The following is a 24593-nucleotide window of genomic DNA, read 5'->3' on the forward strand; positions in this document are numbered from 1 at the left end:
ATGCTCCAATGTGTAGTTTATCCCATTGTGATAACTGCAAGAGGTTTTATTGTTCAAGATTTGTTTACATCCCCCAGGGATATTTATGAGAACAGCGAATTTGCTCATATTCCAATTGTAAACAAAATAAAAGAAGAAGACCCCGTATACTCTGCGGATTCTTCTTTATTATTTATAAAATATTTCTGTACCTTTTTCTCAAAATACAGTTCTATGCTTCTTAAATCTTTCTTCTTTTTATGGTTATCTTATTTATATATAGATAATTAATCTTTATTAGCTTATTTTTAAATACTGCCATGTTACACCATTATCTTTTGATTGGTACAAAGCTTTACAGCCTCCATTATAATCTCCATCAGATCCTTGTCCAACCAAAACATTAAGACTTCCATCTTTCTCATAAGGCATTCCAGGTAAATCAAAGGGATTATACGTTTTGCCATCATTTAATGTTACTTTCGTTTCTGGGAAATTTACCTTTTTATAAGATCCACCTCCATCCTCTGTGCGATATAATTGTCCCTTACTTCCACCGCTATAAGATAAACATAAAAATCCAAGCTTATTATTCAAAAATGTTATTCCTGCTGCAGATCCAAGGGAGCCTGAAAACGGATCTTCATTTATTGTCTTCCATGTTTGCCCACCATCGGTAGTACCAGCTAATGAATAAGATCTACTTCCCGCTGCAGCTGCCGTTACTTCTAAACGATATCCAACTTGCTTTGATAAATAAAATTGATCTGCAGCATTATTTGATTGATTAGAACTCTTTTTATTGTCTTTTGAAGGTTCTGATGTTTTAGCATTATTTAAACTATCTGTTAAGTTGTATCTAACAGGAGTATATTTGCTCTCCTTACCTGGTACAAATACAGAAACAGTATATCCTACTATTTCAGAATGGGCGTTAACAGCTGAATTTGTATTTCCCTTTGAATCAATATAAATAATACCATTTGTGTTATATCCAAAGCTTCGTTTACCAGAATAAAGAATACCATACTGTTCTTCATTCCAGTTCATCACTGTTTTCTTAAGTGGAATTACTTTCATTGTCTTAATTAATGGTTCTAAAAGTTTATCATCATTATAATTTGCATTTACATAACCTTTTAAATATACAGTTATATTCCCTGACTTTTTGCTGTTATAGCTAATTAAATAGCTTTCTAACTTACCTTTATCATTTTTTCCATAAAGATATGTATCAAAGGCTGTAATTTTTCCATTAGAATCAAAATTAAGACTAAAGTTATTTGCAACATATAATTTTTCAGGCATATGAACTTTTTTATTAATATCTGTAAATATCCCTTCTATACCACTTTCATATATATTATTAAGTTCAAACTTTACAGTTTTTTTATTTTTTAAATCACTTAAGTACCATGATAGCTTTCCATTATAATTTATTGCACTATGATATATTTTCACTCCATAAAAACATGTTATAAGAACTATAATTATTGCAACTACACAGCTCCATACAGTTTTATACCTTGAATATGATTCATATCTATCTACACTCTGCTCAGGTACAACTTCTGGCTTTTTCACAATTCTAATTATGAGAATTGTAAACCAAACCAAAAAGAATGCCATGCATCCCAATAATACAGTTATATTATTCTTGATTCTTCCAAACTTACATAAAGTATATAACTCATAAAATGAAATCCAATATACCAGTATGAATATTGAGCAGGTTACCATTGATAAAATTAATCCTCTTTTTGTAATTTGCTTGTACTTTCCCATTTTCCTCTACTCTCCATCTTGTTTTTATAGGGTTCATAATTTCTATATATTATACCGCAAATTTTCAGCTATTAGCATTATAAACTAAGATAATTAATAAAATAGTCAAATATACAAAAATGGGCCAAAATTAAACCTCAAAAAATTACAAAACTAATTTCCCATGTATTATCCTCTAGTAATTCCATAGTCTATAAATTTCTTATCGATCAAAAGCCTTTTCACTACTTATAATTTAGAAATAATTTTTTATCCTGCATTGTAAATAACTTCTCTATTAATTTTATTTCTCTTAATCATTTTCTTACTCTAACTATTTGGCCTTTATTTATCTGATGTAATACTTTTGTTGAAATTTTTGTTAATGAATAAGGTGATCCTCCACCAGTATAAATGAGCTCATTTTCCATAACTTTTGGGTCAATTAGAAATATCGCTTCATAGCCAAATGACGGTACCCCACCGCATATGTATCCAGTTTTATCCAGCACTTCTTCAGGAGTTGCAATTTGGGGAATTTCTATATTTAATGCTTTTGCTACCCTTGATGTACTTACCCTATCTTTCCCTCTAACAATAGCAACAATAAGATTGCCATCGTTATCTATTAAACATATGCTTTTTACAATATCATTTGGGGATACATGAGCAGCAGATGCAGCCTCTTCTACAGTGTGACAGGTATTCTCATAAGTATACTGTTCTGCATCTATGCTGTTTTCTATCATATACCCCCTCAATTTTTCCTCAAACTCTTTCAATTTTATCACTCCATTTCAATTTTAAATATATTTAAGATAGACACTTAAATTATACTCAGACATATGTTGAGTGTCTGGTTTGGATATCCATATTACAATCCCAATTTAGATTTCAACTAAATTGTACCACATTTTCAAAGATTCTCACAATTGTATAAAACAGTAGAAATTAAAAGCAAACAAAAAAGCACTCCATCCCAACAAGAATAGTTGTGCTTTTTATAATAATTTATACGAAATAAATTAAATCCAATAGCCCTAAAACAAAATGATACAATTAACGTACATTAAGCGGTGTTTTAGAGTTATAGCAAAATAAATTGTTAAGAATTTGTTTACGTCCCCCTGGGATATTTATGATCACAGCGAATTTGCTACTTCTTTTGGGCAATAATAGCAATCCATTCACTATCTTCTTTTAAAATTTCACCAGTAAGATTACCCAATATATTAATAATCTTAAATCCACTATTTTGAATTATCTCACTAATCGTTTTAACAGTATAATCATGAAACCAATTTCTATATACTTGAACTCCATTATTGTCTGCAACTATATATTGATCAAGCCAAATGTCGTTGTCATATTGGAACCCATTTTCTAAAACTAGATGTATCTTATCTCTCCAAAATCCACTGTTCCCAACATACCAGTTTTTCTTCAGTCCACATTTTTTTCTTAATGTAGGTGTAGAAACATCAAATATAAACAAACCATTAGGCTTTAAAGAATTCTTAACTATATTAAAAAATTTACTTCTTTCACTATCTGAAAAAGTATTTATCTCTCCATATATCTGCATAACAGTATCAAATTCTTCTGAGTAATTAAGCTCAAAAAAGTTATTGCACTTATACTTTATATTAAGTCCCTGTTTTTCTGCACTATTTTTAGCATAATTTATTGAATTTATTGAAAAATCTATGCCTGTTACTTTATATCCTCTCTGACATAACTTTTCATCATATAACCCTGGGCCACATCCTAAATCTAATATTGAACTGTTTTCTTTGAGAACATTCCTGGTAAGGAAATCTATCGTTTTGTTAATGATGACAGCTCTTCGTGATGCTCCATCAAAATTTGGATCAATATGTGCTTTAAGCATCTGATTGGCAATATATTCTTCAGTCCATATATTTCCGCATTTCTTATTAAATAAAGATGGTTTCTTACTAAATTCTTTTATTTGATTAATTATATTTTCATCAATCATAACTGAATTACTCCTTAAATTTTATTTGATTTCATATGTTAAAGCATAACTTACAACCTTTGAAATTTCCAAGATCATAGTCATTTACTATAATGTATCAATGCCTCATAAGGATTTTTATATTTAATTATTATGAATATTGTACCATATTATCCATATATTTTTGGTTGTAACTTAATTAGTATACCTTATATTTGATATAACCAAACCATAATTGGCATTGCAATATTTACTCTTAATGTAACAAACTTCTTTTATCTAATTTTGTAAGCATGCATTTTTACATTTGAGGAATAATATTATCAGTTATTTAGAAGGTACAGTATAGGAGGATAATATTATGGTAAAAAAGAATCAAGGATTGTCTTCAGGACATCTTACAATGATGGCATTAGGTTCTGTTATAGGAGGTTCATTTTTTCTGGGTACAGCTGTAGCTATTAATGCTGCTGGACCCTCTGTTATAATATCTTACATATTGGGAGGAATATTGGTTTATTTTATACTATATGCTCTATCAGAAATGACTGTGGCAAATCCTCATTCTGGTTCATTTCGTGCCTTTGCAGCACATTACTTTGGTCCAGGAACTGGATTTGTTGTTGGTTGGGTATATTGGCTTGGAATGATTCTGTCAATGTCCAGTGAAGCTACTGCTGTTTCAATCTTGATACGTAATTGGTTTCCTAAAATGTCTATTGCCTTAATGGGAAGTTTGATAATAATAATTATTACTTTACTCAATTTACTAGGAGCAAGAATGATAAGCAAATTGGCAGGTAGTCTTTCTGCTGTGAAGTTGGTAGCTATAGTCTTCTTCATTGTTATATCAGCTTTACTCATTATAGGAGCATTCCCTGGAATATCATCAGTTGGGATTGGCGAACTTGCAAGAGAATCATTTATGCCAGGAGGGATAAAGGGAATTGCAGGAAGTATGCTTATAGTTATGTTTGCCTATGCAGGTTTTGAAATAATTGGATTAGCCGCTTCTGAAACCTCTAACCCTGAAGAAACAATTCCTAAAGCAATTAGAAATACTGTCTTCGGTCTTGTAGGATTATATATACTTTCCGCTATTGCACTGCTTCCTTTAGTTCCAACATCTGCACTAAATGAAAATATAAGTCCTATGGTAGAAGCTCTTAATAGATGGGGAATGGGATGGGCTAGTACTGTTATGAACTTGGTACTTATGACAGCCATACTGTCTGCCTCTCTAGCATCCATGTTTGGAATTGGAAGAATGATGCGGTCAATTGCAGATGAAGGTCATGCACCAACATGGTTGAAGGACAAAAAAGATATACCTTACCGTGGAATGTTGTTTTCTGGATTTGTTATGCTATTAACATTATGGTTTGGATTTCTATTTCCAAGAGTGTATTTATTCCTAATAAGTGCCAGTGGATTTGCACTACTATCTACCTATGTAGTAATTCTAGCTAGCCATATAAGATTTCGTAAAATGTGTGGATGTCCCCCAAATGGGAAATGCCAAATGCCTGGATTTCCTTATGGCTCCTGGTTTACTTTAATAGGTATGGTTGTTGTTATATTCAGCATGCCCTTTATCCCTGGCCAAGAAGCAGGACTTATAGCTGGAATTGTAATGGTGGCATTTTTTTCATTAATTTATATAGTAATAAAATTTTTCAGCAAAGCTGAAGTAAAGGACACCACTGATAGAAGTATTGATATTAGAAAGCATCATGGTAGATTTACAACAGAATTCTCCAAGGAATTAGCAAGAAAAAATAAAAAGAAAGATAAATAAATATAAGAAGGAGAATCCCTATCAGCTGAGACTTCTCCCTCTTTATTATTTACGAAATATATATTTTTACATAATTACGGTACAATATTCAAGTATAATTTAATGACTGCAGGTTAAAAATATATATCTGAAAACTCTAAATTTATCATTTCAATATTTTTGCTTTTCTTGCAGGCATTAGACTCTTCTATTTTTGTATTATCAGTTTTGGCTTGTACATTTGGAAGTTCTATTATAAATTCACTACCTTCACCTAGCTCACTTACAACAGATATTTGTCCATTGTGCATTTCAACAAGTGACTTTACAAGGGATAATCCTATACCGCTGCCTTCAGTTCTTCTTGAAATAGATTTATCCACTTGAACAAATTTATCAAAAATAAGTTTTTGCATACTCTTATCTATTCCAATACCTGTATCTTTAATAGAAATTATTACTTTATCAGTAGAATCGTAAATATTTACATATATAGTTCCATTTTTAGGAGTAAACTTAACTGCATTTGAAAGTAAATTAAGCATTATTCTTTCAATTTTATCAGGATCACAGGCAATAATTTTTTCTTCTACTTCAGTATCAAAAATTAGCCTTATATTTTTATTTTCAACATATTCAACAACAGAAAGTGTAATATCTTCAGTGATTTTTACAATGTCATTATTAGATAAAGTAATTTCAAAATATCCAGCATCCATTTTTGTTATATCAATTAAGTTATTAATCAATCTAAGTAATCTATAGGAATTTTGTTTTATAGTGTGTAAATATTTATCAGTTTTAAATTGGTTATCATTATCAAGGCCAATGCGTTTAAAAATAATATCTAGCATTTGCTCAGCACAAAAAATTACATTTAAGGGTGTCCTTAGTTCATGAGAAATATTTGCAAAAAATTCTGTACGTAGTTTTTCATATTCCACAGCTTTATTTAATAGACGTTTCTTTTCCTCATATTTTATATTTGATTGTATAGCTTCAAGTTCTGCCTTATGACGAATATGTGTTTCTGCTAAAAGATTTGCATTAGCTTGTACTAAATCTGCTGTTCTTTCTTCAATAAGCTCTTCTAAGTGATTTTTATAAATTTCAAGTTCCTCTGCTTTATTTAAGATTTCACTTTTTTGAATAAAACTTTTTGCAAAGTTATAATAATTTATTATAGATAATAATATGGCAAATATCATTACCAAAAATGCATTATAAGTTTGAGGATGCAATTTGGAATTGGGGACATTTAAAAGGTATAATCCAATAATTAACAAAGCAAAATTAGTAAAAGAAATCAATATATTTTTATAGGGTTCTAATATTGAAATGATGGACAATATAAGCATGGTTGCAATGAAGGCTGTAATATCTCCTTTATATAGTTGAGCATTTACTGAAGTAAGTGTATTTAAAAATTGAATAGTAAATATAAAAATTACAAGAAAAAATTTATAAAGCTTTATCTTTCTAATTTGTTCTTTCAGACTTACCGAATTAATTATAATTAAATATAGAAGACATATAATTACTATAAGTATATTTATTAAAGTAAGATTTCTATAGGCTAAAGAAAGGTTATGGGAATGATGATGTTTGGGTCGATATAATAATATAAGCTGAAATAAAGTTAAGAATGTAAAAACAACACATATAATTGTTGCTCTTGTATTATTAGAAATTAGAACCTTTTCTGCAAGCTTTTTTTCATAATTTTTAGGAATACTATAATTTGACTTCTTCTTGCATAATGATACAAGCTTCAATACTTTAAAATTATCAATTTCCATTTCCAAATTCCACCTTATTCCATATTAAATATATTTATACAATAATTATACATGTTAATTTGCGATATTACCATATGTTATAAAAATAATAATATATTTTACAGAGAATATGTTAGAATTCTATACAAAAACTATAAGAGTCAATGGAAAATTCGCTGCACTTGTTTGGAAGACTATTAACAATTTTTTACGTCCTCCAGGGATATTTATGAACGCAGCGAATTTCTAAATGAGGTTTTTCCACTTTATTCCCCTAGGACTATTGGTGAATATTTCATCATAGTTAGGGGGTGGTATTGGATATACTAGATACACTTATAAAATGTGTTTCAATAGTTTATATTATTAGATTGGTTTTACAACATGTTATAAAAATAAACATATTTTTATAATTCACCTAGATTATGATAAGATTTAGAATACTTAAATTCTTATTAAAACTAGTCATATGAACAGTTTCAGATAAAATCTATGTTACTTATGATATTCTTCTCTGTAACAGGTATACCGCTTACTTTTTTCTATTATTAAACCATTGAATTGTTGCATTTTTGACTTCCTTAGGAAGTTTTTTATTATATACCTCATCATATAGCCATGCCAATGTCTTATTACTTAAATATTTTCTCATTTCATCTTCTGCTTCTAACATTACAACTTTTATTAAACAAGGACATTTGGTATGTGTATCAGGTAAATTATCTTTGTCTAACAATATATTATTTTGTCTAATTTCTGCACATTGAAAAAACGGTTCACTTCCTTCTACTGCTTCAACAATATTCCAAAAAGTTATATCTTCTGCATTACGAGCTAGTGCATAACCACCTTTTACACCTGGTATAGATTTTATAATTCCTGACTTACTTAATTTTGCATATACTTTTGATAAATAAGTCTCCGATATACCTTGAAATGTGGCTAAATCCCTTATTCCCACAGATTTACCTTCTTCTGAGTTTACCATATATAGCAAGCAATGAATTGCATACTCTACTCCTACTGAAAATTTCATTTTCGCACTCCTTTGATATATTATCGTTCTTTTATTAATAATATCCTATTATTAATTCTCATTCAAGATAATCGTACAGAATTAAATATATACTCTTTTACAAACTATTTTTATTGACAAAAGAAGAAAAAAATCATATTATAATTACAGACAGTATTTATCCACGATATTAATTATCCATAATTTACGAGAAAGAAGGAATATAGAATGTTTACAGAAAAATTTTTTGATGTATTAAATCATGAAGGAGTAGTTTCTATTGTAACTTGTTCAAATAATGAAGCTCACGTAGTTAATACATGGAACAGTTATTTAATTATTGTAGAAGGAAATAAAATCTTAATTCCTGCAGCTGCTATGATTAAAACAGAAGAAAATGTTAATGCTAATCCTAAAGTTAAATTAACTCTTGGTAGTAAGGAGGTAATGGGCTACCAATATCCCGGAACTGGATTTTTGCTTGAAGGAACTGCTAAATTTCTAAAAGATGGAGATAACTTCAAGATGATGAAAGAAAAGTGCCCATTTCTTACAAGAACATTAGAAGTCACAGTTACTTCATGCAAACAAACACTATAATTTTCTACATGTAAGGAGAGACTTATGCCTAGAAGAATTAATAAATCAGATTGTGTAGGTTGCGGAACTTGTGAGCGGGTATGCATTGTTGGGTCTATCGCAGAGGAGAAAGATAGAAAAAGAATAATCACTGAATCTGCTTGTGTTGACTGTGGAGCTTGCCAATTGGCTTGTCCTAGAAAATGTATTTCTGAAAAATAACTAATTTCTATAGATCTCATAGGTGATGTAAATTAGATCTAAATTTTATTTAGATCTAATTTAAGATTATTTTATATTTTATTTTTTGCCTTTGGAAAGTAACCATTCTTCATTTATATCTAACATTTTGTCTACTATTTCTCAATAACACTATTTATAAAATCTATCATTCCATCCTCAACTTCATCCCTAATGTCACGATAGTTATGGATTTCATGTCGTTTTCCAGGATAAACTTTTGTTTTTACCTTATGTCCTGTTTCTGCAAGCCAATTGGATACAGCATAAACACCTTCTCCATACTGACCAACTGGATCTTGATCTCCAGCCATATTGTAAACAGGAATTGATGTTGGTACTTTTTCTGCCCACTGTGTTCCAACAATACTGTCCATCATTTTAACAAAATGGTACAATGAACGTACATTAGGTGGTGTTTTAAAGTTATTGAATGGATCATTTGCATGGTCTGCCACCACATCAGGGTCACCACAAATCCAATCGTTTGCTGTAGTAGCATTTTCACAACGCTTTGTCATCCATCCCAAAAGCTTGTCCAAAGAGGCAAGATCAATTTCTTTACCCTTACCTTCATCTATTTCTTTTTCCAAAACAGGTACAAGTTCAGCTACATTTGGGAACACACCTGAAGTTCCGCATAAAATCAAACCATCCATTCCTTTTCCATAAGCAGCAGCATAACATCTAGCAATCATGGACCCCATACTGTGTCCATACATGAAATAAGGTAAATTAGGGTATTCTTCTTGTACAATTTTACGAAGAGTATGTTCATCTTCTGTCATTGTCATATAACCTTTATCGCCCCAATCACTCCAGTTGCCTGAATCACTGGCTGTCTTTCCATGTCCTACATGATCATCTGCTGCAACTACAAAACCTGCCTCATTCAGCTTTAATATCATATGTAAATATCTACGTGAATGTTCCCCAAAACCATGTACAAGTTGAACAATTCCACGTGGTTTACGAATTGGAGTATAAATCCATGCTTGCACTGTGTCTTGTTCATTAAATGATTTAAAACTTTTTTCTTGAAATGACATAATAACCCTCCCCTTAAATAAAGTTACATACTAATTATACCTTCTTTTTCCTATACATTCAATCGTTTACAATGTTATAAGTATTTACACATACATATTTTTAACTGGCTCAATGACAATAGTTCATAATTAATATTTTTTTAAAAGGCGCCATAGATGAGTACGGCTTATTCCAAGCTTCTGTGCAGCTAAAGTTTGATTTCCTTTACATTCTGATAAAACTTTTAAAATTTGATTTTGCTTTAAATATTCTAAAGAGCTTACCTTTTCATCTTTATAATGTATAAAATCTCCAAGCTCCTCTTTAACTAATTCATCGGTTATTTCATCTTCAGCAAGCACCACAAGTCTCTCTGTAATATTTTCCAGTTCTCTTATATTACCTGGCCAATTATATTCTTTTAATATATTTATTGCTTTTTCAGATATTTTAACTACCTTATTGAATCTGGAACACATGAGTTTTAAAAAATGCTTAAAAATAATTCCTATATCCTCTCTTCTTTCCATCAATGTAGGAACTCTCATACTTAAAATATTCAAACGATAATACAAGTCACTTCTAAAATTTCCCTTTTCAATTTCTTTAAGCAAATCTTTATTTGCAGCAGCAATTATACGAACATCAATGGGAATGACTTTGTTAGATCCTAATGGTCTAACCTCCCTTTCCTGAATGACTCTCAGTAGTCTTGCTTGAAATTCAATGGGCAGCTCTCCAATTTCATCTAAAAATATGGTTCCACCATGGGCTTCAGTAAATAATCCCATTTTACCTTTCCTGCTTGCACCAGTAAAAGCGCCTTCTTCATAACCAAATAGTTCACTTTCTATCAAGTTTCCAGGTATTGCACCGCAGTTTAAAGCTACAAAGGGGCCATTTTTTCTCTTACTAGATAAATGTATCCCTTGAGCAAACATTTCCTTACCCGTACCACTTTCACCAACAATTAACACTGTACTGTCAGTTACAGCATATTTTAAAGATTTCTTTTTAATATTTTGTATTATCTCACTTTCACCTATGATGTCTGAAAGATTGTATTTTGCTATATATCCCTTATCTCTAAGGTTACTGCGGATTTTTTGTTCATATTCTTGAATTTTCGCAGCAGCTTCAAAAGTAGATACTGCACCTACTACCTTATCATCTACAATTATGGGAATATCATTGGTAAGTATTTCAGTTTTACCTATATTGTGTAATTGACTTAGTATTGGCATTCCTGTTTTAACTACATCAATAAGCTTTGTATTTGACATAAAATTAATGATATCTTTTCCTAAAATATCTTTTTCAATAATACCAGTTATTTTCTCCGCTCCAGGATTGAAGGTAGTAACTTTACCTTCTTTATTTATGGAAATTACACCTTGATTAATGTGATTCAAAATAGCCTTGAATTGTTCAGCCTTTTCTTTTTCCTTTCGACTAACCTCAAGTATTCTTACTGCTTCCTTTATACTTTTTTCTATTGCCGCTTCCCCTGTCTCCAGATGCACAGTATGAATTCCAAACTTAGAAGCTATATTTTCAGCTACTGTTCCTCCCAAGATAGAATCTATCTTCTCCCCTGAAGCAATTATTTTTTTAATATATGACTCTCCTTCTTCTTCATGTTCAATATGGTAAGCTTTTAAGTTTATATCTAAAATAGGCCCTATTTGCTGAACTTCCTCTACTAAACTTTTAAAGCCTAAAACAACAATATTCTTTCCATATTTCTTAGCAAGAGCAATAGTACTAAATATATCATAGGAAGAAACTATCATTTCAACTAAAGCTACAGAAGGAACCTCTTCTTTTAAAATTTTAGCAGTTATTCCCCTTGATATTAAAACTTCCACACCCATATGCTCTGCTTTTTTTGCTACTTCAACAGCTTTATCTATTAATCCTAATTGAACACTAACCTCTTTATATTTTTTAGCAACTCTTTTAGATATTTTTAAAATGTCGCTGTTAGGAGCAACTATAAGAATAGGTTTCATACGTATTTCCTCCTGGATTAACAAAATCATTATTAATATATTATAGTAAAGATAATTATTTTGCAAAAAACTATTATCAATTTAACAATAACATATAAACGGGAATAACCAGTATACTAGATATAGTTGTTATAATGGTATTAATTGCAGCATAATCATAATCGGCATTATAGCTTTTTGAAACTATAGCAGTATTAGTCATAACTGGCATTGCAGCTTGAATTACAAATACTTTTTCCATAAGCAGAGGAATGTGTATAAAAATACACAACACATAAACCAGCATAGGTGAGACAAGGAATCTTCCTAAAAATATTGCCAGCATGTCAAGACTGAATTTAAATTGTTTTAAGTTGGCAAAATAAATAGTTATACCTATAAAAAGCATGGCCAAAGGTGTTGTTAAATTGCCAAAATATTTACAGGTATCTAAAATAAATTTAGGCAAATGAACATTTAATAACACAAGAGCGGCTGCTATTATAAAGCTTATCAGTGGTACGGACATAATTCTCTTTACTGTAGCAAGAGAAAAAATATCAGCTTTAACAGATTGTCCATCTTTACTAATTTCATATGCACCAATAGTCCAAAAGAAAGCAGTATTAGCTATATAATATAGAAGTACATAAGGTATACTTTTTTCTCCAAACAGGGCCATATTTACTGGAAGGCCAATAAACATTGTATTAGACACAAAAAACATTGATCTAAAAATGCCAATTCGCCCTTCTTTAACTTTAATGACCTTAGAAACCAATACAGCAACCAAATAGCAAAGTGCCATAGATGTAAATGGAACAATTAATCCTTTACTTAAACTAATCAATTTATCCTTATCAAAGTTTTCACTAAACTGAGAAATCATAAGGCAAGGAATAGCCAAATTACATACTAACTTTGAAAAAGCCTTAGAGATTTTTTCATCAAACCATCCTTTATGAGATAAAATCAATCCTGCTGAAATCATTAAAACAATGCTGAAAACACTGCCTAAGGCATTTAAAATTACCATTTTATATCCTCCTCTTTTGTAAAATATACATTATAAAAAACAGAGCAATAACTATGCCAATTGTATCTTCATACAAATATTTGCCTTCTGTGCTGTTATGTATTTGTATTATACATTGTGAAAATCAATGATATATAGCTCCTGCCGCAGAATTGTATTTGTAAAAATATTAAAACTCTCCTATAATACTTAAAAATAAAAATTGTTATATATAGTAACACAGTATTACTATATATAACAATTTATCAACTACAAATTAAATTAAAAAAGCTGCTTCTCAATGTATTGAATACTAAAATTCCTCGTTTTACAGGAAGGTCTTATAATCCTCATAATTCTTTTTCAAAAGCTCTGGAGTATTCAATCCATATGGACATTTACTCATGCATTGATTACAGTGAAGACAATCTTCAATTTTTCTCATTTTTTCCTGCCACTCTTTAGAAAGATTCATTTCCTGAGGAGCTCTACGAAGAAGAAGGCTCATCCTTGCACAGTTATTGATTTCAATTCCAACTGGACAAGGCATGCAGTAGCCGCAGCCACGGCAGAAATCTCCAGCAAGCTCTTTTCTGTCATGTTCAATTTTCTTTTTCATATCTTCAGTTAAAACAGGAGGAGTATCATTGTAGGACAAGAATTCGTCCAGTTCACTTTCCCTCTGCATTCCCCATATTGGTGCAACATTATCAAATTGTGCAAGATATGCATAAGCCGTAGCAGAATCTGTAATAAGTCCTCCTGATAAAGCTTTCATTGCAATAAAACCCATATTATTTTTCTTACAAGCTTTCACCAATTCTATGTCTGCATCACTTGCAAGATAAGAAAATGGAAATTGTAAAGTATCATATAAATTTGATTCTATAGCTTCCTTTGCTACTGATAGTCTATGATTTGTAATTCCAATAAATCTTATTTTCCCTTGTTTTTTTGCCTCTAGCATTGCATCATAAAGTCCGGATTCATCACCTGGTTTCGGACAAAAAGCTGGATTGTGGAACTGATATATATCTATGTAATCTGTCTGTAGATTCTCAAGACTCTGATTTAAATCCTTCCAAAAATCCTCTGCTGTTTGAGCTCCTGTCTTCGTACTAATAGTGATCTTGTCTCTGATGTAGCAAAAAGCAGCACCAAGCTTTTCCTCACTATCTGAATACCATCTGGCAGTATCAAAATAATTGATGCCGTTATAAAATGCTTTCTGCAGTAAATAAACAGCATCCTTCTTTGTAATACGCTGGATAGGAAGTGCTCCAAATCCATTTTTACTTACAACTAGTCCTGTTTTTCCTAATGTTACATTATCCATTTAATTTTTACCCCCTACTTAAGTTTTTTCTATTTTACATGAATAAAAAAAACTAATATATAATAATTCTAGTTTTCATTTTTGATATACTTAAGAAATCCATCTTCCATAATTAAATTGAGCTTTTCTATTTCATATAAATAATCCACATAAGATTTTAACATTCTTTCTATAACATAATATTTATATACATCATTTATACGGATATGAAATCTTTTAATGACAACCTTCATAATATCTTCTATAGTCATAGCTTCATCTATTGCTTCATATACTCTCATTGCTCTACTTTCATAAAAATCAATGTTATCGCTTATTAGTTTTTTAATATCATCATACATTCCTTTATGTGCCACCACATATTTACTGTAATTTAAGTCATAAAGCTTTGCCTTACTTTTCATATCTTCACTTAATATGTAAGCATAGGGCATCTTTGCTCCCTTCATCACTTCATAACTTATAAGAGCATCCCCCATATATGCAACATCATCAGGTGTTATAATACATATATGTGCAGGACTATGGCCAGGTGTATGGAGAATTTTAAAATTAACCCCACATATTGATACATTATCTTGATCTTCAGCTATGCTGATATCCGTTTTACAAACCATATGTCCAAAGTGTTCTTTTACTTCCTTCAAGGTTTGACTTCCATAAAAAACCTTAAGATTGACCTCAGAACTACAAATATTGGCTTCATAAGCAGCCATAGCAATTATACAATTGTATTTATTTTTTAAATATGTATTGTTTCCAATATGATCTATATGAGCATGACTGTTTAAAATAGCTCTAACCTTAAAATTATTTCTTTCCAAAACTTCCTCTATACCTTCACGTTCTCCATTTTTCCAACCCGTATCAAGCATAATAATTTCTTCATCATTAATTTTATAAAAGGGTATGTAAGTCATTCCAGTATCAATGCAGTATGTGTTTCCTTTAACTTTTAATATCTCCAATTAAATTTCTCCTTTGCAGCAAGTAATGTTATAGTTAGATTACCTCAAATTTTATTTATTTGCAATTTTTAATGCTATTTTCCATAACCTTTTCCATTAACTTTTGAAAAACATCACACTCTATATCACTTAAACCTTCTGTTATTTTACGATGCCACTGTTCTTTTATTTCCAATATTTTGGGATAGATAGTGAGTGCCTTATCTGTAGGAAAAACATTAAATGCACGCCTATCATTTGAATTTGTAATTTTAGTAATAAAGCCATTTGCTTCAAGCTGAGATAAAACCTTTGCTACAGTACTCTTATCTATAACCAATTGTTGAGATAATTCATCCTGGGTGTAACCTGGATTTTTACAAATACAAACTATATACATAAATTGCCCACTGCTAATTCCTATTTTTTCAAGTTGTTCTGTATAAAATATTTGTGAACGCCTGTGTGTCACAGAAATATATTTTGATAAATTTTTCATAATAGTTCTCCTAATTTCAGTTTTGTATGCAACTATAATTTTAAAGTAACAAAACTTTTATGTCAATTAATAGCCTAATAATAGGAGTATACCCTACTAAATATTGACACTAACATAATAGAACATTATAATAATAGTTGCATATGAAACTATTGTTAAGAATAAAATTTTCTAATTAGGAGGCATTATTAATGTTAAAGTTTAAAATAATTATAAGATATTTTATATTCATATCTGGTTTATTTTTTATGGGTTTAGGAATAAGCTTAACCTCAAAATCAGGTTTAGGAACCTCCCCCATTAACAGTTTGCCCTATGTACTTTCCATGATGTTTCCGCTTACTGTTGGACAATTTACTTTTTTATTGAGCATTTTATTTTTTCTTGTGGAAATAATTGTTTTAAGAAAAGATTTTCCCAAAGAACAATATCTTCAATTATTAGTAGGTCCATTTTTTGGTTTTTTCGTTGATTTAGGAATGAGCATTTTTGCCCTTGTAGCTCCTACTAATTATTTAGTAAAAGTACTTGTTTTACTTTCTGGCTGTTTTCTTCTTGCTTTAGGAGTGTATTTACAGGTTATTGCCAATGTAATTATAAATCCAGGAGAAGGTGTGGTAAAAGCTGTTTCTAATAAATTCAGAAAAAAATTTGGAAATATAAAAATTGCCCTTGATTCCACCCTATGTATAATTGCAATAATAATTTCACTTTTTACTTTTGGGAGTATAAAGGGAGTACGTGAAGGGACAATAATTTGTGCTGTACTTGTAGGAAATATCACAAAGATATATAGTGCTATTTTTGAATATTTTAAATCTAGAAATGCTATATGTATAAATGAAGATTCCAAAAGCAATCAGAGTGCATAATCTAATTGCTTTTAGCTCCTCTCAATTCATTTTTTAGTATAAATCTGATTTTAACTTTAGCTTTTCTTTATATTGTTCACCCCATGCCCACATGGAGTCAAGTATAGGCTTTAGGCTAAACCCGTCTTCTGTAAGTGAATATTCAACTCTTGGTGGGACTTCAGCATAAGCTTTTCGGCTAACTAATCCATCCTCTTCCATCTCTCTTAACTGCTGAGTTAACATCTTTTGACTTATGGTACCTATTGATTTCTTTAACTCACCAAAACGTTTAGTACCTTCAATAAGGTCTCTTAATATTAACACCTTCCACTTTTCACCAATGAGTAAAAGAGTAGTTTCAACAGGACAAGCAGGTAATTCTTTTTTCATAAAATTTCACTTCCTTTTTTCATATTAGGCAGCTTTACTTGCTACCTACTAATAATAAATTATGTTTTAAAGCCTTGTAATAACTAAATAGTTACCTACAGGTACTTATATTACTTGAAAGTGCTTACTTGCAAAAGTATACTATTGAATTTATTATATAATTGTAGCCGGCAAAAATCAATGAATTTAAAATTATTAACGTTAATACTAGTAATGCCTATATAAATAACTGAAATATAACGAGGAGATATTAAATATGAATGAAGTAGTAAAGTTTTTAAGTGAAAATCCAGTGCAGTATCTTGCAACAGTGGGCCGTGATGGAAAGGCAAAGTGTCGTCCTTTCATGTTTTGTTTTGAAAAGGATGGTAAACTGTGGTTCTGCACTAATAATACTAAAGATGTTTATAAAGATATGAAGGAAAACCCTTACATTGAAATTTCTGTTTCTAGTCCTTCCTATGCATGGATTCGTCTAAATGGTAAGGTTGTATTTGAAAACAATATGTCTGTAAAAGAAGGCTGCATGAACAATCCTATTGTAAAAGGTCAGTATCAAACTGCTGATAATCCAATATTTGAAGTATTCTATCTTGCAGATGCAAAAGCTGTTATAGCTGATTTTTCTGGTAATCCACCTGCAGAATATACTCTTTAATTTGGCAAAGTGGCTGTTGCATTAAGAAATTTACATACAATATATTGTAGTATTTATTCTTAGTACAACAGCCACTTTCTTAAATTCTGATGATTAGTGTAACTCTCATAATACTTAATTTATAGCTTTTAAAACTAAATCTTTTAAAATATAGTTATGTGTATCCATTGATTCTTTTATTACAGTTTCATTAATAAACTGTTTTTCATGCATATAATCATAGGCATCATATATACAAAGTAATGATGCATTTACATTACATAAAGCTTCAGTTAGGTTCTTTTCAAACTCCAAAAAATCTCTTTCTGAATTATTTCTAATGGCACATGATGGTTGTCCAATCCATCTTATTCCACTATATTCTTCAAGCTCACCACTTAAACCAATTTTTTGAATTTCTCTTTTTAACCCATCCAAACCACACTCTCTGTTTCCTTTAATCAATTCTTTTACATTTTTGAATTTAACATGTTCAATTAAAACATTATTACCTTTCAAAAACTCTAATAAGTCCTTATAAATACTTTCTTCCATGAAAAGATAAATAAGTTCATTATTTTTAAGACCTTCAAGTATATAAAAATACATATTCATAAATAGATGTTGATTTCCATAATAATAAAAAGTTGAGTGTGTTCCAAATATATTATTCAAACTTCTTTGATAATTAGATATTTCCTTTAATCTCATTTCACAAATAACACATTTATATATTAAATTATCAAGGAATTGGCTTAACTTAACAACTTCATTATCTAATAAACTGTATTTTTTTTGATTCATTACAGTTTCTAATTTTTCTCTATATTCTTCTACTTCATGACCTAAATTACAATTATCACATATAAACCTCATAATCTTCCCCCATTATGTTAAATATTAGTTTATTTATAACTATATATATATTAACATATTTCAGCTCATATTTTAGGATAAGAATCAAAATTGTCATTGTCATCAGTTAAATGTTTCTGTATAGTATCTATTACTATGGGAATACCTTTTTTAATTTTCTCCTCGTTTGTTTTACTTATGCTAATTCTAAAATAATTATCAGTTCTATATTCTCTTAAAAAACAAGTTCTTGTATCCAACAATTGTATATTTTTATTGGATAATGTACTTATTATTTTGTCATATTGCAGCTTACTATCCACATAAATACAAGCAAAATATCCTGATTTAGGCACATTGTATTTTATTTTAGATTGTTTAAGTGATGAAAGAGTATTTTTTAAACAGCTCATTCTATCTGAATACAACTTGCTTATTTTCTTTCTGTGTTTGTCAAGCATACCGCTCTTTAAATAAACTTCCAAAGCACCTTGAGACAATATTGGACTATTCATATCTAACCATTTTTTATATTCTAGAAAAGTATTTATGAGTAATTTAGGCAATATAGTTGCTGCAATTCTTAAACCAGGCATAAGAACTTTAGAATAACTTTTTAAATAAATTACCTTTGAAGAAGTGTCATAAGCAAATATTGGATCAGATTTCTTGTCTGTTTCTAAATCGGCCATAATATCATCTTCAAGAATATATACATTATATTTTTTAGCCATTTTTGCAATTGCCTCTTTTTCCTGTCTAGTATATGAATTTCCCGTTGGATTGTGAAATCTAGGAATGGTATAAAAAAATTTAATGTTACCATATTTAAACAGCTTTTCTAGTTCTTCAAGATTTATACCATTAAAACCTCTTTCAATTCCCACGCTGGGAATATTATTCAATTCCAGAGCTCTAATCATTCCATAGTAAGTTGGCTGTTCCACTAAAACCTTAGAGTTTCCATTGGGAAATGGCATATTTGTTAAAATGTTTAGTGCTTGTTGAGAACCTGTGGTTATAACAATATTTTCAGGCTTGGTAAACACTTGATATTCCTCTAGATGACTAGTCAAAATCTGTATCAATGAATTCAATCCCCTTGGATTAGAATATGTAAACAAATTTTCTTTATAAAGTTCTATGGCATTATTCAAGCAATGTTGAAATTTTTTATAAGGCAAAGACTCAATATCTGGCGATCCTGACGAGAAATCAATTAAAGGGTTATCCTGTGAATTGCTATTGGAAAGATCACTTTCTAATACATAATACCCACTTTTCGATAAAGAATAAACTATATGTTCCTTTTCAAGTTCAGTGTAAGCTTTCAAAACTGTACCAATACTGCACTGAAATAATTCAGATACCCTTCTCAGTGAAGGCAATTTTTTCTTTGCTTCTAAATTTCCGTTTGAAATTTCACTTTTAATATATTTAACAATTAGCTGATACTTTAGCAATTTAAACAGCCTCCTTGATTTTGTACTATAACAGATTGAAGTTTTATCAATTGATACTGCAATTATACTATAATATAATCAAAATATAAATCGTATAAAAATACAGAGGAGGCATTGTTATGAAACAATTAGAAAAGAATTGTAAAGTTGCTCTTGTACAAGCATCACCTGTTATGTTTAATAAAGATGCAACTATTGATAAAGTTGTTCAGGAAATTCTTGAAGCTGGAAAACAAGGTGCCAATTTAATTGTCTTTCCTGAATCTTTTATTCCTTGTTATCCATATGGAATGACCTTTGGATTTACTGTAGGCAGCCGTACTGAAGAAGGCAGAAAGGATTGGAAAGTTTATTATGATAATTCTGTCATTGTACCAAGTGCTGATACAGACTGCATTGCCAAAGCAGCTGGTGAGGCAAATGTTTATGTAAGTATTGGTATCACAGAAAGAGATATCAATACTTGCACTCTTTACTGCACTAATCTGATTTTCTCACCAGAAGGAAAACTTGTTAGCAAACATCGCAAATTAAAGCCAACTGGTGCAGAACGCTTCATTTGGGGAGATGGTTACGAAGGTGCCTTTCCTGTCATTGATACTCCATGGGGAAACATGGGCAGCTTGATTTGTTGGGAAAATTATATGCCTTTGGCACGTGCAGCTCTTTATATGAAGGGAGTCTCACTTTATCTTGCTCCTAATACAAATAACAATGAAGAATGGCAAACTACAATACGCCATATAGCAATAGAAGGACATTGTTATGTAATCAATGTAAATCAATATGTAACAAAAGATATGTATCCTGATATCTTCCATTGTCCAGATGAAATAGCAAAATTACCAGAGGGTGTTCTTACTGGGGGCAGCTGCATTGTGGACCCATTTGGACACTACGTTAAAGCCCCTGTATGGGATAAAGAAGAAATTATTTATGTAGACATCGATATGGATCAAGTTCCTCTTAGCCGTATGGAATTTGATGGCACAGGCCATTATTCACGCCCAGATATTCTAGAACTTATTATTCATGAAAACTAAAATAGTAGAAACAGGATGCATTAAGCCTCATTTAATGCATCCTCACTATTTTATTTACACATAATTTATATGCACTTTTTTTCCTAAAGCTTTCATCTGATTATACAATTCCCCTACTAATTTCAGCTTTATGCTTAAATCTGCAGGGAAATCAGGATTTTGGTGTGCTGGATTTACAGCCATTCCTATCCATAAATTTAAATGAGTACAATCTTCCATAAGAATTTTAACTAAGGAAGATACTCCATCCTTTCCATCACAATCTATATATCCCCTATCTTCAGAAGAAGGGTCCAAATATTTCTTTATTTTTTCTATAGCCATACTTAAGGTCAAAACACCTTCTGTTATTAAATCTATTCCCTCCATGGTAGCTGTAGGGGGAACATCCTTGTTAAAAAAATCCAAATTAACTTTAAGCTTTCCACCAAGTTCCCTTTCTGCAATGTTAGCAGCAGTTCCTCCACATATGACCTTTTTACCTGGACTATCCATAAAATTTTTTATGACAACACTATCCATTTCCTTATCTTTAGGAGGTCCTGTAAACACATTCACAAAAGATGGCTTTCTCACCTTAATGGAAACAACAGTAGTATCATCCCCTGGTTTGCGGCAGTATAAATCCCAGCATGCTTCCAGTAAATCTTTAGCTACAACTTGTACATTTAAATTGCTGCCAGTTCTCTTTTTCAAATAAGTTTCTACATCCTTCCACTGCCAGCCCAAGTTTAGTATTTCCCCAAGTCCTGCATGTATTACTCCATCACTTACTACAGTAAGCACATCATCTTCCTGTAAAATTAAATTACTTTCTTTTATAACTTTACCATTTATAATAGATTTCTTTTTACTTATTTCCATGCTTTCGCCATTTCTCATAGCAAAAAAAGGTGGATTATCATATTCTGCAATATATGCTTGTCCATTATTATAAATCTTGATTATTGTAAAAGTAGAATATGCAATATTTCTAACCTTACATACTGGAAGGGTATTAGCTATGGTATCTACTGTTTCATATATATTGGCACCTTCTTTAAGCATAGTACCTGCAATTTTAGAGGTTAAAGTGGCCAAAATATTAGCCTTAACACCGCTTCCAAGACCATCTGCCAGCACTATTATTGTACAATCCTCTAACCTTACCACATTCACCATATCCCCTGGCAGTTCTTCTCCATGTTTTATTAAAGTGCCGTGAGCTACTTCTATAAAAAAATCCATTAACTATCACACCCTTTTTCTTCTTCTACTACTTTTTTCAACTTAGTCAATGCAATTTTAGTTTCCGCTGTAGTCTCACCTAGTAAACTTGCTATTTCCTGTGCTACACGCATCTGTTTTTCTATTACTTCCTGTGCTGTATTTATAGTATTTTCTTTAAGCTCCACAAGCTTTCTCTTATTTTTTTCTTCTTCTGTAATATTCACCAAAGCTATCATCACTATATCCTGCTTTTCAATATATCTCACCGTTTCTATGAAATCCAGATTATAATTTGGAAAGGATACTTTTTTTCCTAATATGTCTTTTCCCGTTTCCTTTACACATCTAAAATCCTCATCGTCCATAATCAAGGATATTGGCTTATTTACTACATTTTCAGCCTTAACTGTAAATGCATTTTCTGCAGCAGGATTAATATCTTTAATTCTCATTTCTCCATCTAGAAGTATAATACAGTTTACGATATTTTCAAATATAACATTTCTTATACTTTCAGCTCTATTTCTCATATAGTGAAGACACATATTGGATTCTGCCATGCCTTCAAATATAGCTTGAGCCTTTTCCCTACAGGTATTGTAGCCACATACTCCACAATTCAATTCATCTTGAACACTGTATTTTCCCATTTCCATCATTATCTTTTCTATTTCTTTTTCTGAAGCTGCAATTTTTTCAATACTCTTATCTATAAAGGATCTGGAAAAGTCTATATCTTCATCTATGTCCAATTTTTGCTCACCCATAGAGGTATTTCTATTTATATAATTTTTAACCTTTTGAACTCTCTTGTAATAACCTTTTTCATTATTGACCATACCCGGTCCACCAATGCAGCTGCCCTTACAAGCACTAGCTTCAATAAAAGCATTAGTAACTTCTCCCTTTTCAATGCTCTTAAATAGCTCCATACATTCTTCTGTACCACTTATAGATATTACCTCTAGTTTTTTCTCCTGAATAACATCACTTACACAGCTCACTATACCTTTAAATAGCGGATATTTTCTTCCATCCTTAAAAGAATTTCTATCAAATTCACCTGGTTCTAAACCCTGTATATCCATATTTAAACCTTCTACCCAGTCTGTAAGTTCTTCAAAGGTTATTACTGCATCTAAAACATCCTTATTTATAAAGCTTTCAGACTCTATTTTTTTCCCCATACAAGGTCCAATAAATACTATGAAGCTGTCTTCTCCATAAATCTTTCTTAATACCTTTCCATGTGCAATCATAGGTGATACTGTTGGAATCATGTACTTAATCAATTGTGGAAAGTACTTTTCAATTATATAGTTAGCTGAAGGACATGCTGTTGATATATAGTTGTCCAACTTTTCTTCTTTCATATACTGCCTGTACAACTCTGAAACTACATCTGCTCCTGAAGCAGTTTCTTCTATATGAGAAAAGCCTAATTTTCTCAGTACACTTACAAACCTGCCTGGGTCTACATCAAAAACCCCTGCAAAGGAAGGTGCAATAGTTGCTATTACCTTTTTTCCTGAATTTATAGCCTCTTTAAGTCTTTCCAGATCACTTACTATATGTCTTGCCTTTTGAGGACATATTGCCATACAGTGACTGCATGCAATACATCTATCTTCTACAATTTCTGCTTGTTGATTTTTGAATTTTATAGCTTTCACAGGACATGATCGTAAACATTTGTAGCAATTTTTACAATTAGCGCTGGAAAAATTCATATATTTCATTGTTTTGTCCTCCTAATAACTTCTTCATCAAAAAACTGCTCCACATTTTTTTCATTAACTGAATATATTTTTTCTTCCTCATCAATTTTTACTGAAACCCCTTCCGTACAATGACCAAGGCAAAAGGCTCCCTTTAATTCAACTGAAGCTTCTAATTTATATTGTGAAATTAATTTTTGCAAACTATTTATAACCTTATAAGATCCTTTTAAATGACAAGCACTTCCTACACAAACACTAATAGTTACCACAATATCACTCTCCAAAAATTTTAAAATTTAATGTCGAAAATATTATACACTATAATTTTCGTCAATTATCAACTACATATGCAGGTGTATTTTTCGTTAAATTTTAATCATATTATAATACAATTTTACAACAAAAAATAAAAAAATCCTATGTTAATTTATATATAAAACCCTATTAGCTGTTAAAATTTTAATTTAAAAAACTAACATTATTGCAGCATATCC

General features: G+C 30.7%; 23 protein-coding genes. 6 read left to right on the forward strand and 17 right to left on the reverse strand.

The window, feature by feature from the left end:
• Positions 1-276: 276 nt before the first annotated feature.
• The 3 genes from Ccar_RS10280 to Ccar_RS10290 all read right to left on the reverse strand — a co-directional run bounded on the left by Ccar_RS10280 (position 277) and on the right by Ccar_RS10290 (position 3742).
• On the reverse strand, positions 277-1764 hold the full coding sequence (locus Ccar_RS10280) for a WD40/YVTN/BNR-like repeat-containing protein (protein ID WP_007064735.1): 1488 nt from the start codon (positions 1762-1764) through the stop codon (positions 277-279).
• Positions 1765-2060: 296 nt separating this feature from the next.
• Positions 2061-2525 carry an aminoacyl-tRNA deacylase gene (locus Ccar_RS10285; RefSeq protein ID WP_237737339.1) on the reverse strand — a complete coding sequence of 155 codons (465 nt, stop codon included), beginning with the start codon at positions 2523-2525 and terminating at the stop codon, positions 2061-2063.
• A gap of 374 nt (positions 2526-2899) precedes the next feature.
• Positions 2900-3742 carry a class I SAM-dependent methyltransferase gene (locus Ccar_RS10290; RefSeq protein WP_007064172.1) on the reverse strand — a complete coding sequence of 281 codons (843 nt, stop codon included), beginning with the start codon at positions 3740-3742 and terminating at the stop codon, positions 2900-2902.
• A 340-nt stretch (positions 3743-4082) separates the two neighbouring features.
• Here Ccar_RS10290 and Ccar_RS10295 point away from each other — a divergent pair, with 340 nt between their 5' ends.
• Positions 4083-5519, forward strand: coding sequence for an amino acid permease (locus Ccar_RS10295; protein WP_007064173.1), 1437 nt, complete (start codon positions 4083-4085; stop codon positions 5517-5519).
• A gap of 113 nt (positions 5520-5632) precedes the next feature.
• On the opposite strand, the gene Ccar_RS26325 is transcribed toward Ccar_RS10295, so the two are convergent.
• Entirely contained in the window at positions 5633-7297 is a 1665-nt protein-coding gene (locus Ccar_RS26325; protein WP_007064736.1) for a sensor histidine kinase, read from the reverse strand.
• A 511-nt stretch (positions 7298-7808) separates the two neighbouring features.
• Positions 7809-8312 carry an RrF2 family transcriptional regulator gene (locus tag Ccar_RS10305; protein ID WP_007059431.1) on the reverse strand — a complete coding sequence of 168 codons (504 nt, stop codon included), beginning with the start codon at positions 8310-8312 and terminating at the stop codon, positions 7809-7811.
• Positions 8313-8519: 207 nt separating this feature from the next.
• Here Ccar_RS10305 and Ccar_RS10310 point away from each other — a divergent pair, with 207 nt between their 5' ends.
• Complete coding sequence (locus Ccar_RS10310; protein WP_007059430.1) at positions 8520-8891, forward strand: pyridoxamine 5'-phosphate oxidase family protein; 372 nt, start codon at positions 8520-8522, stop codon at positions 8889-8891.
• A 24-nt stretch (positions 8892-8915) separates the two neighbouring features.
• Positions 8916-9092: a 4Fe-4S binding protein gene (locus tag Ccar_RS10315; protein WP_007059429.1), complete on the forward strand. Its 177-nt coding sequence runs from the start codon at positions 8916-8918 to the stop codon at positions 9090-9092.
• Between the two features lie 134 nt (positions 9093-9226).
• On the opposite strand, the gene Ccar_RS10320 is transcribed toward Ccar_RS10315, so the two are convergent.
• The 6 genes from Ccar_RS10320 to Ccar_RS10345 form a co-directional block, all read right to left on the reverse strand.
• Positions 9227-10159 carry an alpha/beta fold hydrolase gene (locus tag Ccar_RS10320; protein WP_007059428.1) on the reverse strand — a complete coding sequence of 311 codons (933 nt, stop codon included), beginning with the start codon at positions 10157-10159 and terminating at the stop codon, positions 9227-9229.
• A gap of 129 nt (positions 10160-10288) precedes the next feature.
• A complete protein-coding gene (locus tag Ccar_RS10325) occupies positions 10289-12151 on the reverse strand; it encodes a sigma-54-dependent Fis family transcriptional regulator (protein ID WP_007059427.1) in 1863 nt (620 codons plus the stop codon).
• A 76-nt stretch (positions 12152-12227) separates the two neighbouring features.
• On the reverse strand, positions 12228-13166 hold the full coding sequence (locus tag Ccar_RS10330) for an AEC family transporter (RefSeq protein WP_007059426.1): 939 nt from the start codon (positions 13164-13166) through the stop codon (positions 12228-12230).
• 307 nt (positions 13167-13473) lie between these two features.
• Entirely contained in the window at positions 13474-14481 is a 1008-nt protein-coding gene (locus Ccar_RS10335) for an aldo/keto reductase (RefSeq protein ID WP_007059425.1), read from the reverse strand.
• Positions 14482-14549: 68 nt separating this feature from the next.
• Positions 14550-15449, reverse strand: a complete 900-nt coding sequence (locus tag Ccar_RS10340; RefSeq protein ID WP_007059424.1) for an MBL fold metallo-hydrolase — start codon at positions 15447-15449, stop codon at positions 14550-14552.
• A gap of 55 nt (positions 15450-15504) precedes the next feature.
• On the reverse strand, positions 15505-15927 hold the full coding sequence (locus tag Ccar_RS10345; protein ID WP_007059423.1) for a MarR family winged helix-turn-helix transcriptional regulator: 423 nt from the start codon (positions 15925-15927) through the stop codon (positions 15505-15507).
• 191 nt (positions 15928-16118) lie between these two features.
• Between Ccar_RS10345 and Ccar_RS10350 the strand changes: the two genes are divergently transcribed.
• Positions 16119-16799: a YczE/YyaS/YitT family protein gene (locus Ccar_RS10350; protein ID WP_007059422.1), complete on the forward strand. Its 681-nt coding sequence runs from the start codon at positions 16119-16121 to the stop codon at positions 16797-16799.
• Positions 16800-16832: 33 nt separating this feature from the next.
• On the opposite strand, the gene Ccar_RS10355 is transcribed toward Ccar_RS10350, so the two are convergent.
• Positions 16833-17171 (reverse strand): winged helix-turn-helix transcriptional regulator, encoded by a 339-nt coding sequence (locus Ccar_RS10355; RefSeq protein ID WP_007059421.1) that lies wholly within the window; start codon positions 17169-17171, stop codon positions 16833-16835.
• A gap of 256 nt (positions 17172-17427) precedes the next feature.
• On the opposite strand from Ccar_RS10355, the gene Ccar_RS10360 reads away from it, so the two are divergent.
• Positions 17428-17829, forward strand: a complete 402-nt coding sequence (locus tag Ccar_RS10360) for a pyridoxamine 5'-phosphate oxidase family protein (protein WP_007059420.1) — start codon at positions 17428-17430, stop codon at positions 17827-17829.
• A 114-nt stretch (positions 17830-17943) separates the two neighbouring features.
• Here the strand turns inward: Ccar_RS10360 and Ccar_RS10365 are convergent, their stop codons facing one another.
• Both Ccar_RS10365 and Ccar_RS10370 read right to left on the reverse strand, forming a co-directional pair.
• Positions 17944-18684 carry an MEDS domain-containing protein gene (locus tag Ccar_RS10365; protein ID WP_007059419.1) on the reverse strand — a complete coding sequence of 247 codons (741 nt, stop codon included), beginning with the start codon at positions 18682-18684 and terminating at the stop codon, positions 17944-17946.
• Between the two features lie 65 nt (positions 18685-18749).
• The gene (locus tag Ccar_RS10370; RefSeq protein ID WP_007059418.1) at positions 18750-20126 is read right to left on the reverse strand and encodes an aminotransferase-like domain-containing protein; all 1377 of its coding nucleotides are present in this window, start codon (positions 20124-20126) and stop codon (positions 18750-18752) included.
• A gap of 119 nt (positions 20127-20245) precedes the next feature.
• Between Ccar_RS10370 and Ccar_RS10375 the strand changes: the two genes are divergently transcribed.
• Entirely contained in the window at positions 20246-21169 is a 924-nt protein-coding gene (locus tag Ccar_RS10375) for a carbon-nitrogen hydrolase family protein (protein ID WP_007059417.1), read from the forward strand.
• 54 nt (positions 21170-21223) lie between these two features.
• On the opposite strand, the gene Ccar_RS10380 is transcribed toward Ccar_RS10375, so the two are convergent.
• The 3 genes from Ccar_RS10380 to Ccar_RS10390 are packed head-to-tail and all read right to left on the reverse strand — an operon-like array spanning position 21224 to position 24368.
• Positions 21224-22396, reverse strand: a complete 1173-nt coding sequence (locus tag Ccar_RS10380; RefSeq protein WP_007064737.1) for a SpoIIE family protein phosphatase — start codon at positions 22394-22396, stop codon at positions 21224-21226.
• Positions 22396-24117 carry a [Fe-Fe] hydrogenase large subunit C-terminal domain-containing protein gene (locus Ccar_RS10385; RefSeq protein WP_007059414.1) on the reverse strand — a complete coding sequence of 574 codons (1722 nt, stop codon included), beginning with the start codon at positions 24115-24117 and terminating at the stop codon, positions 22396-22398. The genes Ccar_RS10380 and Ccar_RS10385 overlap by 1 nt, the downstream gene beginning before the upstream one ends.
• Positions 24114-24368 carry a (2Fe-2S) ferredoxin domain-containing protein gene (locus Ccar_RS10390; protein ID WP_007059413.1) on the reverse strand — a complete coding sequence of 85 codons (255 nt, stop codon included), beginning with the start codon at positions 24366-24368 and terminating at the stop codon, positions 24114-24116. The genes Ccar_RS10385 and Ccar_RS10390 overlap by 4 nt, the downstream gene beginning before the upstream one ends.
• Between the last annotated feature and the right edge of the window lie 225 nt (positions 24369-24593).

The sequence above is a fragment of the Clostridium carboxidivorans P7 genome, assembly GCF_001038625.1.
In the GTDB taxonomy this organism is placed as follows: Bacteria; Bacillota; Clostridia; order Clostridiales; family Clostridiaceae; genus Clostridium_AM; species Clostridium_AM carboxidivorans.